The 24608-nt window shown below is 47.2% G+C and carries 25 protein-coding genes; 17 read left to right on the forward strand and 8 right to left on the reverse strand.

Features of this window, described 5'->3' with window-relative positions:
* Positions 1 to 93 precede the first annotated feature (93 nt).
* From QZZ54_RS09115 to QZZ54_RS09140, 6 genes are all read left to right on the forward strand, one after another.
* Positions 94 to 783, forward strand: a complete 690-nt coding sequence (locus QZZ54_RS09115) for a winged helix-turn-helix domain-containing protein (RefSeq protein WP_290701909.1) — start codon at positions 94 to 96, stop codon at positions 781 to 783.
* The gene (locus QZZ54_RS09120; protein WP_290701912.1) at positions 764 to 2176 is read left to right on the forward strand and encodes a HAMP domain-containing sensor histidine kinase; all 1413 of its coding nucleotides are present in this window, start codon (positions 764 to 766) and stop codon (positions 2174 to 2176) included. Before QZZ54_RS09115 ends, QZZ54_RS09120 begins: the two co-directional genes overlap by 20 nt.
* 125 nt (positions 2177 to 2301) lie before the next feature.
* Entirely contained in the window at positions 2302 to 2439 is a 138-nt protein-coding gene (locus QZZ54_RS09125; RefSeq protein ID WP_290701915.1) for a hypothetical protein, read from the forward strand.
* A 167-nt stretch (positions 2440 to 2606) separates the two neighbouring features.
* Entirely contained in the window at positions 2607 to 3641 is a 1035-nt protein-coding gene (gene pyrC / locus QZZ54_RS09130) for a dihydroorotase (protein WP_290701918.1), read from the forward strand.
* Positions 3642 to 3717: 76 nt separating this feature from the next.
* Complete coding sequence (gene ansA, locus QZZ54_RS09135; protein ID WP_290701921.1) at positions 3718 to 4728, forward strand: asparaginase; 1011 nt, start codon at positions 3718 to 3720, stop codon at positions 4726 to 4728.
* 100 nt (positions 4729 to 4828) lie between these two features.
* The gene (locus QZZ54_RS09140) at positions 4829 to 5257 is read left to right on the forward strand and encodes a hypothetical protein (RefSeq protein ID WP_290701924.1); all 429 of its coding nucleotides are present in this window, start codon (positions 4829 to 4831) and stop codon (positions 5255 to 5257) included.
* A gap of 299 nt (positions 5258 to 5556) precedes the next feature.
* Here QZZ54_RS09140 and QZZ54_RS09145 read toward each other — a convergent pair whose 3' ends face one another.
* Positions 5557 to 6045: a redoxin family protein gene (locus QZZ54_RS09145; RefSeq protein WP_290701926.1), complete on the reverse strand. Its 489-nt coding sequence runs from the start codon at positions 6043 to 6045 to the stop codon at positions 5557 to 5559.
* Between the two features lie 54 nt (positions 6046 to 6099).
* Positions 6100 to 6855 (reverse strand): hypothetical protein, encoded by a 756-nt coding sequence (locus tag QZZ54_RS09150; protein ID WP_290701928.1) that lies wholly within the window; start codon positions 6853 to 6855, stop codon positions 6100 to 6102.
* 89 nt (positions 6856 to 6944) lie between these two features.
* On the opposite strand from QZZ54_RS09150, the gene QZZ54_RS09155 reads away from it, so the two are divergent.
* Positions 6945 to 7562, forward strand: a complete 618-nt coding sequence (locus QZZ54_RS09155; RefSeq protein WP_290701931.1) for a helix-turn-helix domain-containing protein — start codon at positions 6945 to 6947, stop codon at positions 7560 to 7562.
* A 69-nt stretch (positions 7563 to 7631) separates the two neighbouring features.
* Here QZZ54_RS09155 and mtnA read toward each other — a convergent pair whose 3' ends face one another.
* The gene (gene mtnA, locus QZZ54_RS09160; RefSeq protein WP_290701934.1) at positions 7632 to 8660 is read right to left on the reverse strand and encodes an S-methyl-5-thioribose-1-phosphate isomerase; all 1029 of its coding nucleotides are present in this window, start codon (positions 8658 to 8660) and stop codon (positions 7632 to 7634) included.
* Between the two features lie 224 nt (positions 8661 to 8884).
* Here mtnA and mtnK point away from each other — a divergent pair, with 224 nt between their 5' ends.
* Entirely contained in the window at positions 8885 to 10090 is a 1206-nt protein-coding gene (mtnK, locus tag QZZ54_RS09165) for an S-methyl-5-thioribose kinase (protein WP_290701937.1), read from the forward strand.
* Between the two features lie 79 nt (positions 10091 to 10169).
* On the opposite strand, the gene QZZ54_RS09170 is transcribed toward mtnK, so the two are convergent.
* The gene (locus QZZ54_RS09170; RefSeq protein ID WP_290701940.1) at positions 10170 to 10775 is read right to left on the reverse strand and encodes a Yip1 family protein; all 606 of its coding nucleotides are present in this window, start codon (positions 10773 to 10775) and stop codon (positions 10170 to 10172) included.
* A 168-nt stretch (positions 10776 to 10943) separates the two neighbouring features.
* Here QZZ54_RS09170 and QZZ54_RS09175 point away from each other — a divergent pair, with 168 nt between their 5' ends.
* Positions 10944 to 11636: an aspartate/glutamate racemase family protein gene (locus QZZ54_RS09175; RefSeq protein WP_290701943.1), complete on the forward strand. Its 693-nt coding sequence runs from the start codon at positions 10944 to 10946 to the stop codon at positions 11634 to 11636.
* Positions 11637 to 11660: 24 nt separating this feature from the next.
* Here the strand turns inward: QZZ54_RS09175 and QZZ54_RS09180 are convergent, their stop codons facing one another.
* Together QZZ54_RS09180 and pbpG are read right to left on the reverse strand one after the other, a co-directional pair.
* Positions 11661 to 12659: a diguanylate cyclase gene (locus QZZ54_RS09180; RefSeq protein ID WP_290701946.1), complete on the reverse strand. Its 999-nt coding sequence runs from the start codon at positions 12657 to 12659 to the stop codon at positions 11661 to 11663.
* 84 nt (positions 12660 to 12743) lie between these two features.
* Complete coding sequence (pbpG, locus tag QZZ54_RS09185; RefSeq protein WP_290701949.1) at positions 12744 to 13727, reverse strand: D-alanyl-D-alanine endopeptidase; 984 nt, start codon at positions 13725 to 13727, stop codon at positions 12744 to 12746.
* Between the two features lie 300 nt (positions 13728 to 14027).
* On the opposite strand from pbpG, the gene QZZ54_RS09190 reads away from it, so the two are divergent.
* From QZZ54_RS09190 to QZZ54_RS09200, 3 genes are all read left to right on the forward strand, one after another.
* Positions 14028 to 14966, forward strand: coding sequence for a nucleoside recognition domain-containing protein (locus QZZ54_RS09190; protein WP_290701952.1), 939 nt, complete (start codon positions 14028 to 14030; stop codon positions 14964 to 14966).
* 96 nt (positions 14967 to 15062) lie between these two features.
* Positions 15063 to 16211, forward strand: coding sequence for a pyridoxal phosphate-dependent aminotransferase (locus tag QZZ54_RS09195; protein WP_290701955.1), 1149 nt, complete (start codon positions 15063 to 15065; stop codon positions 16209 to 16211).
* Positions 16199 to 16978 (forward strand): amidohydrolase, encoded by a 780-nt coding sequence (locus QZZ54_RS09200; protein WP_290701958.1) that lies wholly within the window; start codon positions 16199 to 16201, stop codon positions 16976 to 16978. Before QZZ54_RS09195 ends, QZZ54_RS09200 begins: the two co-directional genes overlap by 13 nt.
* A gap of 295 nt (positions 16979 to 17273) precedes the next feature.
* On the opposite strand, the gene QZZ54_RS09205 is transcribed toward QZZ54_RS09200, so the two are convergent.
* On the reverse strand, positions 17274 to 17429 hold the full coding sequence (locus QZZ54_RS09205; protein ID WP_290701961.1) for a hypothetical protein: 156 nt from the start codon (positions 17427 to 17429) through the stop codon (positions 17274 to 17276).
* A 331-nt stretch (positions 17430 to 17760) separates the two neighbouring features.
* Between QZZ54_RS09205 and QZZ54_RS09210 the strand changes: the two genes are divergently transcribed.
* The 5 genes from QZZ54_RS09210 (at position 17761) to QZZ54_RS09230 (ending at position 23582) form a co-directional block, all read left to right on the forward strand.
* A complete protein-coding gene (locus tag QZZ54_RS09210; protein ID WP_290701963.1) occupies positions 17761 to 18282 on the forward strand; it encodes a hypothetical protein in 522 nt (173 codons plus the stop codon).
* A gap of 173 nt (positions 18283 to 18455) precedes the next feature.
* Positions 18456 to 18863 carry a phnA protein gene (locus QZZ54_RS09215; RefSeq protein WP_290701966.1) on the forward strand — a complete coding sequence of 136 codons (408 nt, stop codon included), beginning with the start codon at positions 18456 to 18458 and terminating at the stop codon, positions 18861 to 18863.
* 111 nt (positions 18864 to 18974) lie between these two features.
* Positions 18975 to 19898 carry a hypothetical protein gene (locus QZZ54_RS09220; protein ID WP_290701969.1) on the forward strand — a complete coding sequence of 308 codons (924 nt, stop codon included), beginning with the start codon at positions 18975 to 18977 and terminating at the stop codon, positions 19896 to 19898.
* A gap of 120 nt (positions 19899 to 20018) precedes the next feature.
* On the forward strand, positions 20019 to 22544 hold the full coding sequence (gene hrpB / locus QZZ54_RS09225; RefSeq protein WP_290701972.1) for an ATP-dependent helicase HrpB: 2526 nt from the start codon (positions 20019 to 20021) through the stop codon (positions 22542 to 22544).
* A gap of 363 nt (positions 22545 to 22907) precedes the next feature.
* On the forward strand, positions 22908 to 23582 hold the full coding sequence (locus QZZ54_RS09230) for a haloacid dehalogenase type II (RefSeq protein ID WP_290701975.1): 675 nt from the start codon (positions 22908 to 22910) through the stop codon (positions 23580 to 23582).
* 264 nt (positions 23583 to 23846) lie between these two features.
* Here the strand turns inward: QZZ54_RS09230 and QZZ54_RS09235 are convergent, their stop codons facing one another.
* Positions 23847 to 24527, reverse strand: coding sequence for a pirin family protein (locus QZZ54_RS09235; protein WP_290701979.1), 681 nt, complete (start codon positions 24525 to 24527; stop codon positions 23847 to 23849).
* Positions 24528 to 24608: the final 81 nt, after the last annotated feature.

Below are 24608 nucleotides of genomic sequence, written 5' to 3' on the forward strand. Positions count from 1 at the left end.
GCACCTTACTCGGCCCTTTCTGCTTCATTACAGTTTTGTAACTTATGCTTTTCGTTGATGCTAAAGCTGAATGACAGTGCTACCGTTTAATACATGAAATTTTTATTGATAGAAGACGACCAAAAAATTGCCGCTTATATTGCTAAGGGCTTTCGCGAATCCGGTGATGTAGTGGATATTCAGTGTGATGGCCGCGATGGTCTGGCAATGGCATTAGACGGCGATTATGACCTGCTAATTGTTGATGTGATGTTACCCGGCCGGGATGGTCTGTCTGTTATAGAAGAGATGCGGGCCCGGGGATTGTCGACACCGGTAATCATTCTGAGTGCCAAGAAGTCGGTTGAAGATCGGGTGCGGGGGTTAGAAACAGGAAGCGATGATTACCTCACCAAACCCTTTTCATTTACTGAATTACAAGCTCGGGTGCAGGCTTTATTACGCCGGTCGTTGCAGCATAATAGCGCTGATCCCGGACTGCAGACAGAGTTACGCTTTGCAGATTTGATATTAGAGCCTTACCGCAAGACGGTAACCCGCAGTGGTAAGAAGATACGATTGCAGCCCCGTGAATTTCAGCTACTTGAATACATGCTGCAAAACCAGGGGCGGGTGTTATCTAAAACGCTGGTGCTGGAGCATGTCTGGGAATACAGTTTTGATCCCCAGACCAATGTTGTTGATGTTCTGGTCTGTCGTTTACGCAGTAAGATTGATAAAGATTTTACACCCAAACTGATTCATACCCTGCGTGGGGTTGGCTATGTTCTCAAAACTGATTAAATCGCTGCACAGAAATACAGCAGTAAGACTGAGCCTGCATTTTTCTCTACTGTTCTTGTTAAGCGCGCTGGTGCTGTTTGTCACCGTTGATTATCTGTTAAAAAAGTCTCAGACCGAGAAAGATCAGCAGCTGATTTCCTCCTTTATCGAGAGCTATCAACGGCTGCATCAACAGGTAGGCTTACATAAGTTAGAGCTGGTCATCGGGCGGGATGCCCCATATTTTCAGCGTAGCGAGATGCAGGTGATGCTGGAAGATGGCCAGGGAAAGCAGCTGATGCTGGTCCAACCTGAAAGCTGGCATGGCGAGTTACAATTTGTTACTCCTGTCGACTCATCCGATTGGCAGGCGGGGCAACTACAGGGGAGTGCCATCCGAGTATTGTTCAGGCAGGTTGAACTGAGTGATGGGGTGGTGCTGAGAGTCGCCAAATCTGTTGTGCCAGGTGAAACTCAGCTGGCCAGTTATCGGCTTCTCGTACTGCAGGTGATGGTACCTTTGTTACTGTTGGGCCTATTACTGACAATCTATATGAATTGGCGGGCTTTGCGTCCGGTGAATGACCTTATTGCAACGGTGCGTAGTATTCAGGCTAATCAGTTAAAAGCCCGGGTTGAAGTACGTAATCCAGAATCAGAGCTGGGTGAACTGGCGGGCATATTCAATGAGATGCTGGAGCAGATTGAACGACTCATTCTGGGCATGCAACAATCATTGGATTCAGTGGCACATGACCTACGAACACCGCTGTCCAGAATGCGTCTCAGTCTGGAAGCCGCACTGACAAAGCCGGATGAGCAAAGCCTGAAAGAGGCTCTGATGGATTGTGGCGAAGAGGGAGCACAGGTCGAAGCGATGCTGCGGGCACTGATGGATCTGTCTGAAGCAGAAAGTGGCATCATGAAGTTGCACCCCGAAACGCTGAATCTGTCACAGCTTATTAGAGATTGTATAGATCTTTATCATTATGTGGCAGAAGATAAATCTATTGAGGTTTTATTTACTGACGAGCAGGACTGCTTTATTACTGCAGATCCTATGCGCTTGCGACAAGTGGTGGCCAATCTGCTGGATAATGCCCTTAAATATACCCCTTCAGGGGGGGCTGTCAGCCTCGGAATTGAATCAGTAGATCAAAGGCTAAAGATTACCGTTACAGACACTGGCATAGGTATTGATGAACAGGATCAGCCGCTGGTCTTTGATCGTCTCTACCGTGCTGATAGCAGTCGCAGTGAAACCGGTATGGGGTTGGGGCTGAGTATGGTCAGGGCGGTAGTTCAGGCTCATCAGGGAACCATCAGTCTTGAAAGCGCTATTGGTCAGGGCAGCTGCTTCAGGGTTGAGCTTCCTGAAAATATGTCAGCCGGGGTTTATCCGGCGAGAGCATGAGCCGCTGTTTAAAGTTTTTGTTAGGGTAAAAACAGCAGAAATGACCAATATCAATTAACCAACCGTTCTTGTTGGTTAATATGAGCTTATTGTCTAAACAGTGATTTTAAAAGTCAGAGGTATTTATGAGCTCATGTTGTGGAGTTTGCGGCGGTCAGGACGCTGAAGAAGTAAAGAAGCAGGAAGAAAAGCAAGAGCAGCAAAAGCAGGCTAAATCGACTAAGGGCCAGGTCCAACAACAGGAAGCTGTTGAGCAAGAATAATCATAGTGACTGTTTGCTATAAGAGAAAGAGACCTTAGGGTCTCTTTTTTCACTTCTACTCCTTGAGTTTCTACCCCACCCAAAACAGTAAGCACCACTATCTGAAATAAGGTTAGCTGCGTTATAATTGACAGATACGCACAATATTCCCTAAGGACGACTTTTCTATGACCACCCTGACTATCCGTACGCCCGATGACTGGCACCTGCACTTCCGTGATGGCGATATGTTACCGGAAACAGTGGCCGCTACGGCTCGTTGTTTTCAACGTGCTATCGTGATGCCGAACCTGGCGCCGCCGGTTGTTAATGGTGCGATGGCGATGGATTATAAAGGGCGAATTCTGGCGGCTCGCCCTGCTGGTAATAGTTTTGAACCACTGATGACGATCTATCTGACCAATGCGACAACCGGCCAGGATATTATCGATGCCAAAGCGATGGGTGTTGTTGCTGCTAAGCTGTATCCTGCGGGGGCGACGACTAACTCCGCTGCCGCTGTGACGGATCTGGAGGCGATGTATCCAGCATTCGAGGTGATGGCAGAGCAGGGCATGTTACTGTTGGTACATGGTGAAGTGACCGACAATCACATTGATATCTTTGATCGTGAAAAAGAGTTTATCGATCAGAAGATGACTCAGATAGTAAACCGCTTTCCACAGTTAAAAATAGTCTTTGAACATATTACTACCGCTGATGCTGCGCACTTCGTTGAAGCGGCTTCGGATAATGTTGCAGCAACTATTACGCCTCAGCATCTGTTGTTGAACCGCAATGACCTGCTAGTAGGTGGCGTGCGGCCACATAACTTTTGTCTGCCGGTGCTGAAGCGTAATACTCATCAGGCAGTATTGCGTCAGATGGTGCAATCCGGTTCGCCAAAGTTCTTCCTCGGTACCGACTCTGCACCCCATGCGAAAGAGGCAAAAGAGAACGCCTGTGGTTGTGCCGGTTGTTACAGTGCCTGGAGTGCAATTGAACTCTATGCACATGTGTTTGAAGAGCTGGGTGCGCTGGATAAGCTGGAAGGCTTTGCCAGTAATTATGGTGCTGATTTCTATGGCTTGCCACGTAATGAAGGCAGCATTACCCTAGTACGTGAAGAGTGGACGCTGCCAGAAGAGATCACCCTGCCAGACGGGCGACCTATCGTGCCATTCTTTGCCGGTCAGAAAGTTAGCTGGAAGCTGCAGGACTGATTGTCGTTTGAATGTTATTCAAGCCCGGTGATGACCGGGCTTTTTTATATCTGCATAGCAGTGTTTAATAGGGTTTATGAAACAGAAAATATTGATCATCTATGCCGGTGGCACTATCGGTATGCAGGCCTCTGAAAATGGCTATGTTCCGGTAGCGGGTTTCGAGCAACAGGTGCGGCAACAACTGAGCACAGACAGTGCACGGCAATTGCCGGTGTTCGAGATGCTGGAGCTGGATCAACTGATCGATAGTTCAAACCTGCAGCCCCGTCACTGGACAGAACTAGCTCGAATAATTGAAGCGTACTGGCAGCAGTACGATGGCTTTGTTCTGCTTCATGGCACCGACACTATGGCGTATACCGCCTCAATGCTCTCATTTATGCTGCAGGGAATGGATAAACCGGTGATTGTAACCGGGTCACAGATCCCCCTGGCAGAGCTGCGAAATGATGCACTGGACAACCTGATTACATCGCTGATGTTGGCCGGGGGTTATGATATCCCAGAGGTTTGTATCTGCTTTAATGGTCGCCTGCTGCGGGGTAATCGCGCGAGTAAGCTTAAAAGTACCAGTCTTGATGCATTCGATTCGCCCAATTACGGGCATCTAGGGCAGGTGGGTATCAACATCGAACTGCATACAGAACGATTGCTTGAATCAAAACCCCTACTATTTAATATTCCAGAATTTAATCCCGATGCAGTGGTGGTATTGCCGGTCTATCCGGGGTTGTCTGCCAGAGTCGCTCGTGATCTGCTAAATCACAACTCGGTTAAAGGGATCGTATTACATACCTATGGGGCGGGTAACCCACCAGATGCAAACACTGAGCTGATGGTTTTGCTCGAACAGGCTGTTCAACGGGGTATCACTATCGTTAACGTGACGCAGTGTGTGCAGGGGCAGGTCAGCCAGGGCGCTTACGCTACCGGCGCAACGCTTAACCGCATCGGTGTGATACCAGGCAGTGATCTGACGCTGGAAGCCGCTTTTGCTAAACTGCATTATCTAATTGCGACTGAACCGCAAGACAAAATGAGCCAATTGATGAGTCAGTCACTCTGTGGCGAAATGACTGAGTAATTGAGATCGGTTTACTTTAGTAAAGCATCTAGGGGACTTGCCATCCCTGCCTCTTATTGCGGCGGAAAATGTTAAAATTACGCATAGGAGTATCTATATCTTGAAAAAACATATTTTCTATTTATGTGTATTCTTTTTATGCGGGTGTTCTGTTTTGGCTTATACCCCAGTTGTTGCCACATCAGGATTGGGCCTTAACAAAACAGACTTAAGTGAAAGCCAAGAATTCCAAGAGTTTATTAACCAACCATTCCGATTAACCACATTAGGTAACACCCCATGGCAACTCAAAAAATTCGGAGGCGGTAGGTATCATATAGAATTAGCAATAAGCCTTAGTAAAAAAGAAGTGATATGTGAGTTGGGTGCTAAAAGTATAGTTATAGACAAAATCTTCGACGACTCAATAAACGGTGGCATATTTTATAGCGCAAAAGTGACGTGCAATGATCATGTTTATAATGCGCCGCTCAACCGTTGGTCAGATAGGTTGAGGAATTCCATAGAATTTATTGGTAACAACAGTTAGCAAGTGCTCAAGCAAGGAAGCGCTAATGCGCGCCGCTTAGTATAGCGTTAAATGTGGGTGTTTCCCCAAAAAATAGACAGTCGATGACTGTGTAGCCTCAGTTAGTTTTTATTCAAATACCACAGAGCTTATCTTGTCGTTTTCAAAAATGTTTATATGACGGTTTGCACGTTTCAACAATAAAAAGCGAATAACCCGTAGTCACAGTTGACCGCTAATCCCACTTTTTACTGCTGCCCCTAATCTTCTCTGTACTCATCGATGCCAAATAGTATGTGGATTCAGGTTTTCAGCAGGGTTTACTGAGTTATTTTTTCTTCGAGTAAACCACCAATAATGCTGCCTACTTCTATGTCACTTATTCGGCCAAAATGGTTAAGTCTGATACGGCCATTCTTATCAATGACAATGAGTGTTGGAGTGCCCTGCATTTGATAGCTAGCCATAGTATGTGGGATAGGCTTCTTGTCTGAAGGCCTATCAATCGCTATCGGAAAAGGAATACGGTATTCATGAATAAACGCGGTTAATGCGTCAGAAGTCATGACGTCGTGATGTTCAAATACGGTGTGTAATCCAATAACTTGAACCTCTTGTCGCGGATAAAGCCTATCGATTACTTTTGCCTGGGGCAAACCGTGGAAGACACAGCCAGGGCATAGCATTTGAAAGGCGTGAATCACCACGACCTTGCCCCTTAATTCTTCGAGAGTGAGTGGCTCGGGTGTATTGAACCAGATAGTTGTATCCAGAGGTGGCGCTAAAGAGTGGCTTTGATGATTTTCCATACAGTTTACTCCGGTTTAGTTGATCTAGGTGATTCGACGTCCCTGTCTGCGTGATTACTGATTTACTTTGCCGGGTAAGCTCAAGTTACCGGAAGCGATGTCCATTACATCGACAACACAAAGCAAGGGCGCGTGCACACTTTTATTCACTCGCAAGCCTGCCGTCACTCCATCAAAATTAGCATCAGTGATATCTATTGTTCGGTCAAAAGCTACTTTCACTTCAACGGTATCGCTATTGAACGTTGGGTTCCACCCCGGGCTATCCAGCAGTATTGGCAGGCCTGGCCATGTGTTTGGTAACTTAGGAGAGCTGCCTTCGGGTATATCAACAACCCCTAAGGCGCCTTTGCCACACTGCTCATTGGGTTGCAGCACAACCCAGTGACTGTGCCAAACATTGCCATCGTTACCGGGATTATTATCGGCGTTTTCATCGTAGAGTGGAGTGTCGTCGAAATCAGGGTGGGCCGTTACAGCAAGTGAGAGTATCCCCGCATTATCTTCAAAACCAACCAGGTCACTATTCAGACTCGTTGGCCATACGTAGGAAAAAACATTGCTGCCAGCCAGTTTCCCGGTTGGTGTTGGCTTATCGGTTCCAGCCGCTGCAACAACTCTCATATGGAAAGTGGCGATATTATTTAGGGTAGTGATTTTGGCGTGAACAATATCGAATGAGGCCTCTATCGTTTTGGTTTGATCTGACTTGGCCTGAATGCCGCCAGTATGGTTACCGTCGGCAAGCGCCTGGGGAGATGTCGCAACAATGGTTAAAGTGGCTGCCAGAATAAGATTATTGGTATACATAATATGATCCTCTCTATGGATATTGTTTAAACTAGTATCGTCTCGATACCAATAAGATTACGCGGAAAGCGTGGCTTGTCAAGAAAGTTTTGATTCGATACTATATCGGTATGAATATTCTTAAAGCTCAACAATTACTCGAGCGGATGGCGAGCTTACTGCGCACAGAGGCTAGAGGCCTTCTGTATCAGCATGGTTTACAGCCGGTGCAATTCGAAGCCCTGCATTACTTGTCAATCTGTAATCGATATTCCGACACTCCTATGGGGGTGACTGAGTACCTGGGACAAACAAAAGGTTCAGTCTCGCAAACGCTTAAAGTTCTTGAGAAAAAGGGGTTCATTGAGAAAGTTCCTGATAAAACCGATAAACGAGTGACGCATCTGTCGGTAACAAAAACAGGATTAGATTTGGTTCACAGCATATTGCCCTCTCCATTACTGGAATCAGCGAGCAAGCAGTTAAATCAGGAAGATACGGTCTCTATCGAAGCTTCGTTGCATTGCCTACTACGGAGCATGCAGCATGCAAATGATTTCAAAACATTTGGTCAATGTTCTACCTGTCGTCACAACATTAAACATTCTGATGATAAATATATGTGTGGGTTAACAAACGAAGCACTTAGCCGTTCTGATATTGAACTTATCTGCCGCGAACATGAGCCTGCAAATCAGGCGGTAAGTAGTGATTCTGTATTGATGTGAATATTATCAACCCTCTGGGGGTTTTCTGTTGAGGCTAAGTTAGCCACTCACTTTTTATCGCATTCGTGATTACCTTGTACCTAGGTTTTTAAGGGCTCCGTCAGTAATTTGGGCGGGCCTGTAAACGCCGGTGTCTTGAATCCAACCCGTTACCAGCTCGGCAGGGGTAACATCAAATGCTGGGTTATACACAGGGGTGTTTTCCGGTGTCCAGATGATCTCTCCAAAACTACCGCTAACCCCTTGCACTTCAGCAGCACTGCGTTGTTCGATTGGGATTGTTTTACCATTGTCGCAACGAGGATCAACGGTAGTGTAGGGGGCTACTACATAGAAGGGCACTTTGTGATGCCGGGCAATCACCGCCAGGGAATAAGTGCCGACTTTGTTGGCAAAATCACCGTTAGCGGCTATCCGATCAGCACCCACCAGAACAACGTCCACTTTACCCTGAGCCATCAAAGTTGCGGCCATACTGTCACAGATAAGCGTGTGGGAAATATTAAGGTGGGCCATCTCCCAAGTAGTTAAACGGGCGCCTTGCAATAGAGGGCGTGTTTCATCGACCCAGACATGGGGTTGTTTACCCTGTAGTTGAGCGGCTCCGATAACGCCTATCGCCGTACCTACACCGGCGGTTGCCAGGCTACCAGTGTTGCAGTGGGTAAGAATATTAGCGCCATCGGCAATCAGCTCGGCACCGAAATCAGCCATACGCTGGCATAGCTCTACATCTTCATCAAATAGCTGCTCAGCACAGCTTGAAAGTCCCGCTGTGCCCTGGTTGTTCAATGTGTTCAGCATTCGGTCAATACAGTTCATTAGATTCACAGCGGTAGGACGAGCGGCTCGCAGGCGTTCGGCCTGAATCTTTAGTTCATCTGCGTTGAGTCCCTGTTCTGCCAGGTGAGCGAGTAACAGGCTGGCACCGATACCGATTAAAGGTGCGCCACGAATCTGCAATTTTTTAATCAGGCTGATCATCGTGTCAGTACTATCGCAGGGTAGCCAATGTTCCTGGTGTGGAAGCTGGTGCTGATCAAGTACGTACAGGCTACCCTGTTGATATTTGATGCTGGTGGCGAATAAATCTTTCATAGAGATCCAATGGCTATAGAGCTGTAAATGAGCACGGCAAAAGAGAGTGGCATAAGAGAGCTGTAAGTTATCAGGAACCCTGCATTCAGAAAAGGGGCTAGGCAGGGACCGACCGATTTGCCACAATGTCTGTCGCTCAGGCAGAGTTGCTTGTGCTGTATTGCTTTTCTTTATACTGCTCGCATTAACTGCTTTCTTTAATTGCATTGGAATCGACATTAAAAATGAGCTTTGAAAAATTTAACACCGATGTAGATGTCATCGCTTTTGCACGCCAACATAGTCAGTTGTTTTCTGATCAGGATCGGCTTCAGGTTGAAGAGATAGGCGATGGTAATATCAACTTTGTCTATCGTGTCTTTAGTGACAGTGACAGTCTTATTGTTAAGCAAGCGCTACCCTATATACGCGTGATTGGTGAGGGCTGGCCGCTGTCGCAGGATCGAATTCGTATCGAGTTTGAAGCACTTAAACTGGCGGCAAGACACTGTGAGAACTTTGTGCCTGAAGTGTACAGTTTTGATGCTGAACAGTGCGCCATTGTGATGCAAGATATTGGTGCTTATGGCAGCTTACGCAGCGCTTTGATTGAACGTCAGAAATTGCCGCTGGTTGCTGAGAAGATTGGTTGCTTCTTGGCGGATACGTTGTTCTATACCTCTGATCTCTACCTGGGATCGATCGAGAAAAAGGCCCTGGTTCAGCAATTTATCAATCCCGATCTGTGCAAGATTTCAGAAGAGGTCTTCTTTTGGGACCCATACTGCGATCATGAGCGTAACAATGTTAATGAACTGTTGCGGTCTGATGCAGAACAGCTTTGGCAAGACGTTGTACTGAAGCGTGAAGTGGCGCGTCTGAAAGCAAAGTTCCTCAATCAGGCTGAAGCTTTGCTACATGCCGATCTGCACTCGGGGTCAGTTTTTGCAAATCAGTCGGGTATTAAAATTATTGATCCTGAGTTTGCTTTTGTAGGTCCCATTGGCTTCGATATAGGCTTGATAATAGCGAACTATCTGTTGAATCTCTCGGGGCAGGCTAACCTGCCTGGCGATAAAACAGAACGTAGTGATTATCAGCAGTGGTTGTTAGTGAGTATCGAAACTATCTGGGGCACGTTTGCCCAGCGCTTCCGTAATCATATACAACAAGAGACCCAGGAGCCGAGCCTGCAGCTGCCCGAATATGCCGACTGGTATATACAGGAACTATTGGCAGACAGTCTCGGATATGCAGGCACAGAGGTGATTCGCCGCACTATCGGTGTGGCCCATGTCGACGATGTCGAGTCGATTAGCGACCCTCAGAAACGTGCCGATTCAGAAAGACTATCTTTGCTGTTGGGGCAGATGCTGATTAAAGAGCGGGCAACCTTTGAAAATATCGATCAGCTGATTTCACGCGTACGAGAACTGATGTATTGCCGATAATTTCTATGGCGCGCCAGACAATACATAGCCTGCTCCTGTCTTTAGGTATGCAGGCTTATTGTACGAGCAGGATGTGCTATCAGGGAAGGTAGATTAACGGCGTGAGTGTTCCCCAGAGAAAGGCGGTTGCCGATCGCAGTCCTACTAATATTATTAAACCTACCGTCAGTATCGATACGCAGAATAGAAAGCCTCGTTCTTCCGGTATCTTCATGATGATAGGTACGCCGGTAAACAGTAGGAAGGTACTGTAGGCCAAAGCAACGATACCTACGGCAACACAAAACCACAGCATCGGGTACAAGCCGGCAAAACCTGCAAGTAGTAATGGTGTTGCGGTATAGAGTGTCAGGTTCATACAGCGTTCGAGTGAGGCATGACCTCCATAGGTTTTTTCCATCCAGCGGATAGTAAACCCCATCAGACCAAGTGCAAAACAGAGAGCCAGATAGAAGGCAATGGAGGAGTTCAGAGCGCTTATCATGCTCAGTTTTACAGCGTCACCGCCGGGCGTCAGGCTCCAGCCAACCTGGGTGGTTCCGATAAACAGTGATACTGCCGGAATCAGTGCCAAGAGTGCCAGGATAAAAAGTACCTCAGTGGTACCTTTGAGTTTCTCATCCCGTAAGTGCTTCATCGCCAGACTAGGGTCATAGAAGATTTCAGACATCGATTTAATTGTCATGATAATCACCTGCTCAGTTTATGTGTGCTGCTAATCTGTTACGTGTATTGCTTAAGGGTAGATCAATAAATCAACAATCTGTACTGCTGTGGCTGACTAAAACTGTATCTGGTTAACCACTCACACTCTTTTGTATGCTGTGTGAAAGGGAATATGAGGACAGACACAATGAAAACGATTGGGCTGCTGGGCGGCATGAGTTGGGAGTCTACTGTCAGTTATTACAGGGCAATCAATTCGGGTATCAAAGATCAGCTAGGGGGCTTTCATTCATCTAAGCTTGCGCTGTATAGCGTTGACTTTGCAGAGATTGAAACCCTGCAAAGCCAAGGTGATTGGCAACAAGCCGGAGTTATACTTGCGCAGGCGGCACAGGCTGTGGAAGCCGCAGGTGCTGATTTTTTTCTCATTGGTACCAATACGATGCACAAGGTAGCAGCCCAGGCGGAAGCTGCAGTATCTATTCCTCTGCTACATATTGCCGATGCCACTGCTGCGCAACTTAAGGCGGATGGTGTTGAGAGGGTAGGTTTGCTGGGAACCCGCTTTACTATGGAGCAGGATTTCTACAAAGGGCGTTTGACAGATAAGCATGGTATCCGTGTTTTGGTGCCGGATGAAAATGCGCAGGATGTTGTACATCGCGTCATCTATGAAGAACTCTGCCAGGGGAAAATAAGTGATAGTTCCCGTAAAGCGTATGTAAAGATAATTGAAGATCTGTCTGCGGGTGGTGCGCAGGCGGTAATATTAGGTTGTACAGAGATCGCGTTGTTGGTGAGTCAGTCAGATACCGCGATACCCTTGTATGACACCACCGCAATCCATGCGACGGCGGCTGTAAAGCTAGCCTTGGCTTAATCGAAGCCAGGCTCTGCAAGAGTATTAGTCTGAGTTTGGCTTTACCTGGCGACAGTGCTGACGCATGACCTCGGTGATATCGTTATTGAGATGGTCATAAGATGTTTGCCCCACAATAGCCCGGCTATCGATTGTTACAGTATTGTTTCGCCCTTTCTCTTTGGCCACATACATGGCGATGTCTGCGCGCTTAATCGAGCCTTTAATATCACAGAAGCGACAGAGCTGAGTAACACCGAAAGAGGCGGTGACGCGGTGCAGGTTACCCTGGTGGCTGATACTGGCATCTGTCAGTTGCTTACGAATCCGATCGACAACTATGCCTGCCTGTTCCAAATCCATATCCGGGAAGATAAACAGAAACTCCTCGCCACCATAACGTGAAACAGTGTCATGGCGTCGGATCGCATTATTAAACAGTTCTGCGGTATGGCCCAGGAGAAGATCGCCTACATCATGTCCCCAGGCATCGTTAACATCTTTAAAATGATCAATATCAGCCATGGCGATACAGCAGTAATAATCTTCAGCTCGTTGCATTCTGCTATATTCGTTGGCCAGAACGGAATCAACAGCACGGCGGTTCATCAATCGGGTGGTGGGGTCAAACTGCTGTTTATTGAGCACTGAGAATTCAAACAGCATCATTACCATATCGAAGAACTCTTTTTGCGTTCGCATAAAGAGTTCAAAGTCTTTGATATTGATCTCGCGTTTCAAATTTAGCTGGGCGATTACGGTTCGTGCGCTGTCATGTAGCTGTTTGTGGTACTGCTCAATTTTAAGAAATGAGCTTTGTTGAAATAGCTCGTCTTCGAAGGTTTTTGTCAGCCAGCGACCAAAGTGACAGTAGAGATGAGCATCCGGGGCAATAAATTGGTTCTCATCCATCGGTTGGCGGGTAACCAATGCAGTAGTGATTCTTTGCATCCATTTACGATGCGCTTCCAGTGAGTTCTTGATATCGTCGGCAAGCGCCTCGAAATCATCATGATGCATGCTTTCCAGTAAATTCTCGATCACGTATCTATCCTTGATCCGCTTTTTAAGTATGAGCTTGCCCAGTACTATCGAGGCCTGATCACTAGGGTTTTTACTGCCGAACCTTTATTTTAGAGCGAGTTGCTCTGGCATCAGTTGTCGCAATACCTGACGCTGATAATGCCGTGCTGAACTGCTTATTTTGCCGCTTTTACCTGTAGTGATCCAACGCTTGATACGGCCGGCATCCCCTATAGGTGTACGTTTTCCGTATGAATTTAGCATAATCATTACGGTATCCCGACCATTGACCTTAGTCATCATGACCAGGCAGCGCCCAGCTTCGTTAAGATACCCGGTTTTGGTGACATCAATCGCCCAACTTTTTCGGTGCACCAGTACATTGGTGTTGCCATAGCGTAATGAATAAGAGGGTTTAGTAAACTTAGCGGTAAAACTTTGGGTGGTACTGTACTTAGTTATCTCCGGATAGGAGGCTGCTGCACGCACCATGATTGCCAGATCAGAGGCAGTGGAAACATTCTGCTCAGACAGACCTGATGAATCAACAAACTGAGTTTGAGTCATTCCCAATTGGCGGGCTTTTAGATTCATCGCTTTAACGAAAGCGTTAATCCCACCCGGATATGTATGTCCCAAGGCAGAGGCTGCCATGTTTTCCGAAGACATCAATGCGATGCGGATAACATCTTTGCGTGGAAGCATTGAGTCGACCCTAATGCGGGTATAATAATTGCTGTTGGCTTTTTTCTGATTCTGGGTAAAGAGTAATTTATCGTTCAGAGGGAGCTTAGCATCCAGTGTCACCATCGCGGTCATCAGTTTGGTAACTGAGGCAATTGGCACAACCAGTTCAGCATTTTTTGTATAAAGTGGCGCGCCGGTTTCAGCATCAATGACAGACGCACTGACAGACGCGAGCTCAATATTTTGGGGGTTCAGTTTGAGTAGTTTTTGGGTCGCACTGGAAACGGAGGCTAACTGTTCTTTAGGTTTTTCTTGAGCGGCAGCAGGCAGGGAACACAGAGAGGTGATAACTATGCCGGCCAGCAACTGGGATATGGGTTTTAGGTGCTCATTTAAGGGCATGTTAAATAGCTTAAATGGTAGTTTAGCTATTAGTTGGTCTGCTAAATTTTTCAAAACAATGCCGTATACTGATTTTTTAACTTTTATTGTTCGGAGCACCTATGAATAATAGAGAATTCATAGTGCCGTAACATTAACATAATCGGCCGTTTGAATCGTTGGTTTAATTACTCATTCTATGTTTTTATGATATCAATCAGTTGGTCAGGCCAGTTCTTAAAAAAACTCTAAGTTAAGCAATGGGTTAGGATAGACTCCCGTTTCTTAATAATCGACTTAAATAAATCCAGTGGTTAGACAATGGAACAGATAATTACCCTTATTCTCGACTCTGGTCGAACGGCTATGGATGTGGCGCTGTATGTATTGCTACCGGTAATGGTTGTGATGTTGGCGCTGATGAAACTACTAGAGAGTAAGGGAGTCTTAGGCTGGATCTCTAACAAGCTTTCCCCTGTAGTAAAAATCTTTGGCGTACCCGGGCTGGGTATTTTTGCGATGCTGCAGATTATGTTTGTCAGCTTTAATGCGCCGGTTGCTACGCTGGCGATTATGGATCGGGACGGTACCTCTCGACGCGCAATTGCAGCAACTCTGGCTTTGGTATTAACCATGTCTCAGGCCAATGTTGTATTTCCGATGGCAGTGGTCGGCCTTGATGTACCCTTTATCATGATGACCTCTTTGATTGGTGGCCTCATCGCAGCGGCAGCGACTTACTATCTGTTTGCTCGTGACCCAGCGCTGGATGATGATTACAGCCATACTGAGCACCTTGCGCCGGAACTTCATGATAAGAAAAACGTTATTCAGATCCTTTCCGATGGTGGTCAGGAAGGGGTAAAAATTGTTTTCGCTTCGATACCCCTGCTGATTCTTGCACTCTGCTTCGTTAATCTACTTAAGGTTACCGGATCAATAGAAGTACTAACTTCAATTTTGGCCCCGGTATTGGCGCTGGTGGATCTGCCTGAATCGGCAGTACTACCTATAGTGACTAAGTTTATTGCTGGCGGAACAGCGATGATGGGTGTGACTATCGACCTGCTGAACCAGGGGGCGATGACGGCAACTGACCTTAACCGGATTGCGGGCTTTATTATTAATCCCTTTGATGTGGCTGGGGTGGCTATATTGATAGCGGCCGGCAAACGGGTTTCTTCCATAGCTAAGGCGGCAATACTGGGGGCGATAGTCGGAACGCTGGTACGGGGTGTGTTACACCTGGTTATGTTCTGATTACCTGTCTGTTCTGCTTGACCCCCGGACAGACCAGACCTAGAGTTGGACCTTAATGTTGCGTGTTACGCAGGCCGATAAGGGATCAACAAATTGATGCAATACCCTCCGACTAAATTGCCGAAAGTTGGCATTACCATTTTTACTGAAATGTCGCAGTTGGCTGCAGAGTATGGAGCGATAAATCTATCCCAGGGTTTTCCTGATTTTGATGGGCCTCTAGCCCTGTTGGATAGGGTAACTTATTACCTGGAAAATGGTTTTAATCAGTACGCACCAATGGCCGGCGTTGTTGGGTTGCGCAACGCAATTGCCCTGAAAGTTGAAAAACTTTATGGCTGTGAAGTAGATTCAGAAACCGAGGTGACTGTCACATCAGGGGCGACCGAAGCGCTGTTTTCTGCGATTGGTGCCGTTGTTTGTGCCGGTGACGAAGTGATTGTGTTTGATCCCGCCTATGATAGTTATGAGCCTGCTATCGAGTTGAACGGCGGCACGGCAGTGCATCTGGCACTGACTGCTCCGGCTTTCTCAATCGACTGGCAACAGGTTGCGAAAGCGATCACCCCAAAGACGCGGATGATAATCCTCAATAGTCCCCATAACCCTACCGGTGCTGTGCTGACTGCTGCTGATCTGGACCAGTTGGAAGCACTATTAGAGGGGACAGATATTCTCTTGCTCAGCGATGAGGTGTATGAGCATATATGCTTTAACGGCACTCATCAGAGTTTATTGCGACGGCCAGCATTGGCTAAGCGGGCGTTTGTCGTTTCATCGTTTGGTAAAACTTACCATACTACCGGATGGAAGGTAGGCTACTGTATCGCGCCTACCCAGCTCTCGGTAGAGTTTCGTAAACTGCATCAGTATCTGACCTTCTGTACGGTTCATCCGATTCAACTGGCATTAGCCGATTTTATAAATGACTATCCGGAACACACCCTTGAGCTACCCGAATTTTACAGACAGAAGCGGGATCTCTTTTGTGAATTGATGGAGAGTAGCCGTTTTAGTTTTGTGCCATCTGAGGGGACTTATTTCCAGTTAATGGATTACTCAACCATTGCGCCGGAGATGGATGATCTGTCTTTTGCCCGCTGGTTGACGAAAGAGGTGGGCGTCGCGGCGATACCGATCTCTGTTTTCTATGAGTCGCCACCGGAACAACGATTAGTACGTTTCTGTTTTGCTAAAGATGATGAAACCCTGAGACAGGCTGCGGAGAAATTATGCAGGATCTGAAAGTTACCCTGATTCAGCCCGATATGCATTGGCAGAGCCCGGCTGAAAACCGGACGATGTATGAACAACTGGTGGATCAGAATGCCAGTAATACTGATCTTGTGGTGCTGCCCGAGATGTTTTCTACCGGCTTTACGATGGACAGCCGGACTGCTGCAGAGCCGATGGGCGGAGATAGTTGTCAGTGGTTACAGCAACAAGCTCAGCAGCGGGGGATAGCCATTACTGGCAGCCTTGCGATCGCCTCAGGGGATAGTTACGTAAATCGTATGATTTTCAGCTTTCCGGATGGCAAACAGATCTTTTATGATAAACGGCATCTGTTCCGGATGGCCGGTGAGCATGAACGTTATCAACCGGGAGATAAGCGGGTGGTGGTGGAATACCTGGGCTGGCGGATTCTGTTACAGGTTTGTTATGACCTGCGTTTTCCGGTGTTCTCTCGTAACAACAATGATTATGATCTTGCGTTGTATGTCGCCAATTGGCCCGAACCCCGTCGCCAGCCCTGGCGTAAGTTGCTGCAGGCCAGAGCAATTGAAAATCTATGTTATGTGGCTGGCGTAAACCGAGTAGGCACCGATGCTAACGGTCATAAATATAGTGGCGATAGTATGCTGGTGGATTTTAAAGGAGAGCTTCTGATTGACCATCAACCGAGTGTTCCTTTCTGTGATACATCGATACTTTCTGGACAGTCATTAGCTCAATTCAAGGAGTCATTCCCTGCTTGGATGGACGCTGATTCCTTTATTATCGAAGATTAAAATTTATCGACTTGATCAAAACGGGCAGGTCAGTCTTTGGCATAGAAACAAGCTTAATGTCGATACTTGCCCCTCTTTCTCCCCCCTGTAGAGCGGTAAGTGTCATCCTTCTAAACTTTTGGCGAACTCTTTCCTGTCTTTAGCGGTCTACTCATTAGTCCCCGACATTAGGAGCGCTGAATGCGTTTATCTGTATGGTCTGCTTTAGTTCTGATTATGATCAGCCTTAATGGATAAGCCGAAGATGCATTTGAATGTGTAGAGGTTGGCAAAGGAGAACGGTCACAGTCCATTTTTAATATCTGTGATGTTGAGGTAGAAGTGCTCTGGTGCCATAACCAAAAAGCGCCGGGCTATGGTCGTGGGCTTTGTGGCTATCAGGAAAAATATTATCAGAAACAGGCAGTGCTTCAGCCAGGCGAACAAAAACAGAATTATTTTTCACTTCCATTTAACAGCACCCTCTATATTGCCGCTTGCAAAGGGGGGCACTACTCCACTCGACAAATTGGGATGGAAGGAGGCTACCTTTGTGACTAGTAGCGCTAAACTGAGGCCCCTCTGGATACCTAGGTTCTTTATAGTCCCTAAAGTTGTTCAGCAAAGAATGTCTGTCGATGGAATAGGGCTAATACAAAGAAATCTATTTGAATGAGATAGCTCCTGTAATTAGTAAGATTACTCGGTTGGAAATACCCGCTTCATGCGGGTTTTTTATTGTCTCACCATTGTTGAACTATACTTTCAATATTCAAAACGGTCTGCGGACCGGGAGGTATGAAATGAGACGATTAACTTTCCTGACGCCAGATCTGGCTCATGCTGAAACGGTAGTGGAGGAATTGCGGGAATTGCACATCGCAGAGGAAGTGATGCACCTGGTCGCAAAGGATCATGAAATGCTCCAGAGTGCTCATCTCCATGAAGCGACAGAGATGGAAACGTCTGAGGTCGAAAATGACTTTAACTGGGGTATTGTGGCTGGAGGTATGATGGGGCTGGTGCTGGGATTAACAGCTTATGGCTCAGCATTTTTCAGTGTTGAGGTCGGCATGATTAGTTTGCTGGTGATAATTATTATCGGAGCAGTTGCTGGAGGCTGGGTAGGCAAAGCGATTGGTGAGAGTACGCCTAACTTCGGCCTGGAAAAATACCAGCATGCGATAGAAGCAGGACAGATTCTGGTAATAGTTGATGTAGCTGCTGAGTTGTTGCCCGATGTATATAAGCGGGTGCGCCAACACTGTCCAAAAGCAATGGTTGAGAGCAAGCATGTTTTTCACGATCATCCACTTGCGGCGTGAAGGCGTTTGTAAATAAACGCTATGGATAGGCAGAATTACCCTGGTGGATGAATAAGAGCGGCCGGAGATGGCCGCTTTTTAGTAAAGTTTTCATATCTGTTCCTTAACTTTTTTCAGCTTTAGGCCTATGGTTATTAAAGTGCATACTAGTTTGATTTGAAAGGAATAGTCCTATGTCAAAAGGCCATGCTAAGCATCAGGAAAGACACCATGGTTTGTCGCAGTTTGGTAAGGATTTGATCCGCCGGTGTGGATCTAAATGTGAACTGTGTGAGGCCCATGGGGTTAAGTTAACCGTTTACGAAGTACCACCCATTGCAGCAGATCCCAATTATGATCAGTGCATCATGATTTGTGATATCTGTAGTAGCCAGCTGGATAATCCCAAAACCATTGATCCCAGCTATTGGCGCTTTCTGGCCTCAATAATGTGGAGTGATCTGGCGCCGATAAAAATAATTTCTGTTGCTCTGTTGAAGCATTTGGAGACGACGGAAGACTGGGCCGCTGAATTACGGGATCAGGTCTATATTCAACAGGAAGAACAGGATTGGCTTGATCAGATAGACCTTTTTGGATAGATAATCAGTTTGTTACGGGTTTAAGTATTCGTATTATGAATTTTTTTCATTTTAGATCTTAAAGAGTCTGGCGATAACGATTTAATTGAATAATAAAAATCGGGTCTGGCTATGTTTAATCCATTAAGCTCATCACCTTTCTTCTTTAATCCTGGTTTGGCTTATCAGTCTGATAATCAAAGCCGCCATGTAGAAGGTGCGCCGTCTTCTGATCGTTCGGTGGAAAGCAGGCCTAATGCGGTAGCCCCAGCTCGTCAGTCATATTCCTTATCTGAGCGTTTCAGCCGTGATGATAGCTTTTCAATAAACCTTACGACCCAGGATGGGGATCAGGTTGAGATTACCTTTAATAGCGAGACCAGCTATAAATCTGATTACGATCTACGTAGTGGTCATGGCCGTGAACATCAACGTTATAGCATTGAAAAAGAGCAGAGTAGTGAGTTCGGTTTTTCCGTAGAAGGCGACCTTGATGTAGAAGAGATTGATGCGATAGCTGCCCTGGTTCAGGACCTTTCTTCGCTGGCCGCTAATTTCTTTAATGGCGACCTGCAAACATCGATGCAACAGGCCGGTGATCTCTCTTTTGATTCAGGCCAGTTGGCACAGATGGATATCTCAATGCAGCAGTCGATAGAGTATCGTGCGATTGAGAAATACCGTGAAGTTCAGTCGATGGGGGACGAATCGTCATCTTCGCCTCAGCGCGCTCTGGCGCCGTTTGCGGAACAGCTACAGAATCAGGTAGTCAAAAGTGAGCAACGAATTGAGAATTCAACCGAATTTACCCTGAGCCTGTTTGTTAATCTGGTTGAGCATGATATTCGCTTTACTGGAGCCAGTGAGTCTGAACAAACCTCTCTGACAGAAAACCTCGTACGAGTCGGTGATATGGCTCATCGCGGACATCATGAGCACGAGAGAGACTCAGATGACGATGAGCATGAACATGAATCACGCCACTCTCATAGGGACGATAATGTTGCCGCTGTTGATGGAGCTACCAACAGTGATCCTATGGTAGCAACGGCCTAAGCTTTGCTCCTGGGGGGATATGCGCCATATTTGATATGGCGTTTTTTTTGCCTGTAAATATTCTACTGCCTGTTAGAATACTCACTTCTGTTTATCGCCCGTACCGGAACACCTTCGCACATGAGTATTCTCCCTGTCTCGGAAGTCCTTGATCAGCTTAATTCTGTACTGAGTCAGAATGATGATCTGGTTCTGGAAGCCCCACCAGGTGCGGGCAAAACAACTCTCGTACCACTGGAGCTGCTAAATCATCCAGACTTGCGTGGACAAAAAATCCTAATGCTGGAGCCCCGGCGATTGGCCGCCCGAATGGCTGCTGCCCGTATGGCCAGTCAACTCGGTGAATCGGTGGGTGAAACTGTCGGCTATCGGGTGCGGATGGACTCTAAAGTGGGCCCGCAGACCCGCATTGAAGTGGTTACCGAGGGTATTCTCACCCGTATGCTCCAGGATGACCCAAGTCTGGATGGTTATGGTCTGGTTATTTTTGATGAGTTTCATGAACGTAGTCTGGATGCTGATTTTGGTTTGGCACTAACCCTGCAGGGCCGGGAACTGTTTCGGGATGAACAGCCTCTTAAACTATTGCTGATGTCCGCTACGCTGGATCAACGGGTCATCGATCAACTATTACCTCAAGCACCATTGATTAGCAGTAAAGGACGAACTTATCCGGTGGATGTTCGTTATCTGGGAGCTCCGGGGCGATATCAGCGACTGGAGGAGTGGGTTGCTCAGGCAGTCATGCAGGCACTAGACGAGGAATCCGGTAGCTTGCTGGTATTTTTGCCGGGGCAGAGAGAAATTCGTAATGTCGCGAGAGCCCTCAGCGTTCAGGTTGAGAAAAACATTGTCCTGACGCCTCTTTATGGTGACCTGAGTATTCAGGATCAGCAGCGGGCGATACAGCCTGCACCATCAGGGCAGCGAAAGATCGTACTGGCGACGAATATCGCAGAAACCAGCCTGACTATAGAAGGTATTCGGGTGGTGATTGATGCAGGATTAAGCCGCGAAGCCCGGCTTGATCCGGCCAGCGGCATGACCCGGCTCCATACCTGTAAAGTGTCACGGGCAGCCAGTATCCAACGCGCCGGACGAGCAGGCCGAATGGAGCCGGGTAGTTGTTACCGGCTTTGGTCTGAGAGTCAGCAGGCGCAGCTAGCACCACACGCAACACCAGAGATTATGTCAACAGATCTGACTGCGCTGGCTCTACAGTTGGCCCGCTGGGGAGTGGAGGATACTGCAGAACTTCGTTGGTTAAATCCGCCTCCTGATGCGGCGCTTTCTCAGGCGCGGGATCTTCTTATTCGATTAGGGGCGCTTCAGTCCGCTGATGAGGGTCTGCAGTTAACCCCTGCCGGGGAGATGATGGCCCGGTTGCCTCTGCACCCTCGTCTGGCTCATCTGCTGTTAGTGGGCTGGGAGAAAGGCTGTAGTGAGCTCGCCTGTGATATCGCGGCTTTATTGAACGAGAGGGACCCTCTGAGCGGCGATGCAGACTTTGAACGGCGGTTAAGCTGGCTAAGGGGGGATATCCCATGTTCTGCATCTCAAAAATCGATGCTGCAGCGCATTCGTCAGCTAAGTCAGCAATATCGAAGAAATTGTAAAAGACACCTGAGTAAGGTTTCACCACAGCCGTTAAAACTATCGACCCCTGAACTGTCAGCGCTACTGATTGCTCAGGCATACCCAGATCGAATCGCTTCCCGTCGCAGAGCGGGAGCAGGTGATTATCAGCTGAGTGGCGGTCGTGCTGTACGGCTGGCTGAAACTGACCCCTTGATAAAGCATGACTGGTTAGCGGTGGCAAACTGCGGCGGAACGCAGGGACAGACTACAGACCGGGTGTTTTTAGCGATCCCTCTACCCGAAAAACTGTTCGAAACTGCGCTGGCAGGGGTGGTGCAACAACAGAAAGTCGTTGAATGGGACCGACAACAGGGGCGCATGTGTTGTGAGTTGCAGCGTCGTATTGGGGTGTTGGTTGTTAGCCGTGAAGAGTTGAAGGAGATTCCATTACCGGAGAAAAACCAGATTCTTATCAATCTAATTCGTAAACAGGGATTACAGATCCTGCCCTGGAATGAAGAGATTGAACGCTGGCGGCAGCGGGTTATGTTTCTGCACTGTTCACAGCCGGAAGATGGCCCCTGGCCAGATCTTTCCGATGACTCTTTGTTGAAGACTCTGGAACAGTGGTTAGCGCCCTATCTTGATTCGGTTAATCATATAAATCACTTTAGCCGTCTGGATCTGTTCGCTATTTTGCAGGCTTTACTCGAATGGCCTCTACCTAATGAGCTGGGGAAACTTGCACCGCCCCGACTTAAGCTGCCATCAGGGCATACGGCGGCGGTTAATTACACTGAGTTTCCGCCGGTGCTGGCGGTTAAGCTTCAGGAGATGTTTGGTTCGATAGACACGCCGGTTATTGGTTACAGGGTCGCGCTGAAAATACATCTGCTGTCTCCGGCGCGCAGGCCGTTGGCAGTAACCCAGGATCTGGCCAGCTTTTGGGCCAATGGTTATCGGGATGTTCAGAAGGATATGAAAGGGCGTTATCCCAAGCACCCTTGGCCTGATAACCCTCGGGAAGCTATTCCCTCCAGTGGGGTTAAGAGAAAAAAGCGCACATAAGCCAGGTATGTGGCAAAAACTTTTCAAGTCGTCATCGGTGTTTCTGTACTAAGATGAAGTTACTCTGCAATGTCAGAGCTGATATAGCCCCAATCGGTTGGGGTAGCAAATAATTAGAAGAATACAATTCACATGCTACATGTAGCCCCGCCATTGCGGGGCTTTCTGTTTTTATCTATCTATAAAATTCTTTTGCGCTGGTATCACCTAAGACTGGTCTCACTTTGGGAAGGGACTTGTTCGCAACTTCCTTTGCTTGAGTTTCATAACTGCAGACGCCATAGTTATCAGACTATCGAAACGCATCGGGTATCAACTTGTGAGCCTGACATGTTTCAGCAGAGAAACCTCCGGAGAGTTGTTATGCAGAGTCAGACTATCGCGTTTGATGTTTACGGAACCTTGGTAGACCCCCTAGAGATGAGTCGGCATTTACAGATGATGGTGGGTGATAAAGCTGACTCATTATCCAAACTTTGGCGTGAAAAGCAGGTCGAGTACGCTTTTCGTAGAGGTCTGATGGGGCGCTATGAACCTTTTGGCGTTTGTACCCTTCAGGCACTGAATTACGCCATGAAGGTGTTGGACGTTTCGCTTTCAGTAGAACAGCAAGGTTTTTTGATGGCGCAGTATCAGCAGCTACAAGCTTATGCCGATGTTATTCCGGGTATCGAATCGCTCAAGGCTCAGGGACACTATTGTGTGGCTTTTTCCAATGGCCCAGCAGTTAAAGTGAAAGAGCTATTAGGAAACGCGGGTGTGTTGGAATTGCTGGACGATGTGGTCAGCGTTGATGAAATCTCGAGATATAAGCCAGACCCGGCAGTATATCTTCATCTGCTTAAACGAACAGGTAGCCACGCAGGGAATAGCTGGCTGATCTCCAGTAATGCCTGGGATGTCATGGGCGCGAAACATGCAGGCTTAAATGCTGCATGGGTGCAACGAAGTTCTGATGCAGTTTTTGATCCCTGGGATATACAGCCTGATCGGGTAGTTAATACGCTGCAAGCGTTAGCACTTGAGCTAAGTAAATAGCTTTAGACTTAGCAATGCAGGTCTATTTCGTACGTTTTTTTTAGATCGTATATGAGTTGTTTTGTTGCGGTGCGGATAAAAAAAGACCCGGCGGGCGCCGGGTCGAAATAAGCCGAATTAGTGGCTCAAAAAGCAAAGTGCTACTTCAATATAGCGAATTATTTGTGCAATGCAACATAATTTGAGCGGTTTTGATGGTAGAAGTCGTTTTTAAGGGGGAATTAGGGGTTTAAGTGGGGTTTGTAGTTATAAAAACTATTAATCTTAGGGCAAGGTGAAATAAAAGCCTTCCGCTTTGCTGATTCCCCGTAACGATATAAAAGGCTCATCCTCAAACAGTATTGTATCGCCTGCCTCCAGAATACTTCCGTTTACCTCTAACTCACCCTTGAGCAGATAGAGGAAACCGTTTCCCGCTTCGGGCAGACCGCAACTTTTATGATGCAAACGGAACTGATACATCTCTATATCTTGTTCAATCTGTAGCGAATCGTCACGACCATCTGGAGAAATGATCAGTTGCACTCCTTCCCGACTAAGAAGCTTACGGGATTGATAGCGGGGTGTATTGCCGTTTTTTTCCGGAATAACCCAAAACTGAAGCATTTTCAGGCTGCTTTCCAGAGAGGCATTTTGCTCAGTGAATTCGGTACCTGTTCCGGTGCTCAGTAATTGAAGGCTTCTGCCTTGGAGTAGTTTTCGGTTACCCAGAGAGTCGGTATGCAGGTTCTTGCCATCAAGAATGACGGATATGATTTCCAGGTCCTGATGTTTGCTGGGATCTAACGCTGCTCCAGGCTGCAACAGGTCTTCATTTGCCACCCGTAATTCAGATATTCCCATCCAGTCTGGGTCGAAATAGCTACCAAATGAGAATACATGTCGGGATTCAAGCCAGCCGAAATGGGCATATCCTCGGTCTGGAGCACGTTTTATTCTGATCATGAAGGTTCGCAAATGGAGACTGTTGCCCTCTTTTTTACCTTGTCAGCACCGGACTGTAAACATAGCAGTTAGTTTTAACCA

The organism is Amphritea sp. (assembly GCF_016744155.1).
Classification (GTDB): domain Bacteria; phylum Pseudomonadota; class Gammaproteobacteria; order Pseudomonadales; family Balneatricaceae; genus Amphritea.

What these genes read in the sequence shown, in the direction of transcription:
- QZZ54_RS09115 (WP_290701909.1), top strand. Translation starts at nt 94, where the DNA reads ATGAAATTTTTATTGATAGAAGACGACCAAAAAATTGCCGCTTATATT.
- QZZ54_RS09120 (WP_290701912.1), top strand. Translation starts at nt 764, where the DNA reads ATGTTCTCAAAACTGATTAAATCGCTGCACAGAAATACAGCAGTAAGA.
- QZZ54_RS09125 (WP_290701915.1), top strand. Translation starts at nt 2,302, where the DNA reads ATGAGCTCATGTTGTGGAGTTTGCGGCGGTCAGGACGCTGAAGAAGTA.
- pyrC (WP_290701918.1), top strand. Translation starts at nt 2,607, where the DNA reads ATGACCACCCTGACTATCCGTACGCCCGATGACTGGCACCTGCACTTC.
- ansA (WP_290701921.1), top strand. Translation starts at nt 3,718, where the DNA reads ATGAAACAGAAAATATTGATCATCTATGCCGGTGGCACTATCGGTATG.
- QZZ54_RS09145 (WP_290701926.1), bottom strand. Translation starts at nt 6,045, where the DNA reads ATGGAAAATCATCAAAGCCACTCTTTAGCGCCACCTCTGGATACAACT.
- QZZ54_RS09150 (WP_290701928.1), bottom strand. Translation starts at nt 6,855, where the DNA reads ATGTATACCAATAATCTTATTCTGGCAGCCACTTTAACCATTGTTGCG.
- mtnA (WP_290701934.1), bottom strand. Translation starts at nt 8,660, where the DNA reads ATGAAAGATTTATTCGCCACCAGCATCAAATATCAACAGGGTAGCCTG.
- mtnK (WP_290701937.1), top strand. Translation starts at nt 8,885, where the DNA reads ATGAGCTTTGAAAAATTTAACACCGATGTAGATGTCATCGCTTTTGCA.
- QZZ54_RS09170 (WP_290701940.1), bottom strand. Translation starts at nt 10,775, where the DNA reads ATGACAATTAAATCGATGTCTGAAATCTTCTATGACCCTAGTCTGGCG.
- QZZ54_RS09175 (WP_290701943.1), top strand. Translation starts at nt 10,944, where the DNA reads ATGAAAACGATTGGGCTGCTGGGCGGCATGAGTTGGGAGTCTACTGTC.
- pbpG (WP_290701949.1), bottom strand. Translation starts at nt 13,727, where the DNA reads ATGCCCTTAAATGAGCACCTAAAACCCATATCCCAGTTGCTGGCCGGC.
- QZZ54_RS09190 (WP_290701952.1), top strand. Translation starts at nt 14,028, where the DNA reads ATGGAACAGATAATTACCCTTATTCTCGACTCTGGTCGAACGGCTATG.
- QZZ54_RS09195 (WP_290701955.1), top strand. Translation starts at nt 15,063, where the DNA reads ATGCAATACCCTCCGACTAAATTGCCGAAAGTTGGCATTACCATTTTT.
- QZZ54_RS09200 (WP_290701958.1), top strand. Translation starts at nt 16,199, where the DNA reads ATGCAGGATCTGAAAGTTACCCTGATTCAGCCCGATATGCATTGGCAG.
- QZZ54_RS09205 (WP_290701961.1), bottom strand. Translation starts at nt 17,429, where the DNA reads ATGGAAGTGAAAAATAATTCTGTTTTTGTTCGCCTGGCTGAAGCACTG.
- QZZ54_RS09210 (WP_290701963.1), top strand. Translation starts at nt 17,761, where the DNA reads ATGAGACGATTAACTTTCCTGACGCCAGATCTGGCTCATGCTGAAACG.
- QZZ54_RS09215 (WP_290701966.1), top strand. Translation starts at nt 18,456, where the DNA reads ATGTCAAAAGGCCATGCTAAGCATCAGGAAAGACACCATGGTTTGTCG.
- QZZ54_RS09220 (WP_290701969.1), top strand. Translation starts at nt 18,975, where the DNA reads ATGTTTAATCCATTAAGCTCATCACCTTTCTTCTTTAATCCTGGTTTG.
- hrpB (WP_290701972.1), top strand. Translation starts at nt 20,019, where the DNA reads ATGAGTATTCTCCCTGTCTCGGAAGTCCTTGATCAGCTTAATTCTGTA.
- QZZ54_RS09230 (WP_290701975.1), top strand. Translation starts at nt 22,908, where the DNA reads ATGCAGAGTCAGACTATCGCGTTTGATGTTTACGGAACCTTGGTAGAC.
- QZZ54_RS09235 (WP_290701979.1), bottom strand. Translation starts at nt 24,527, where the DNA reads ATGATCAGAATAAAACGTGCTCCAGACCGAGGATATGCCCATTTCGGC.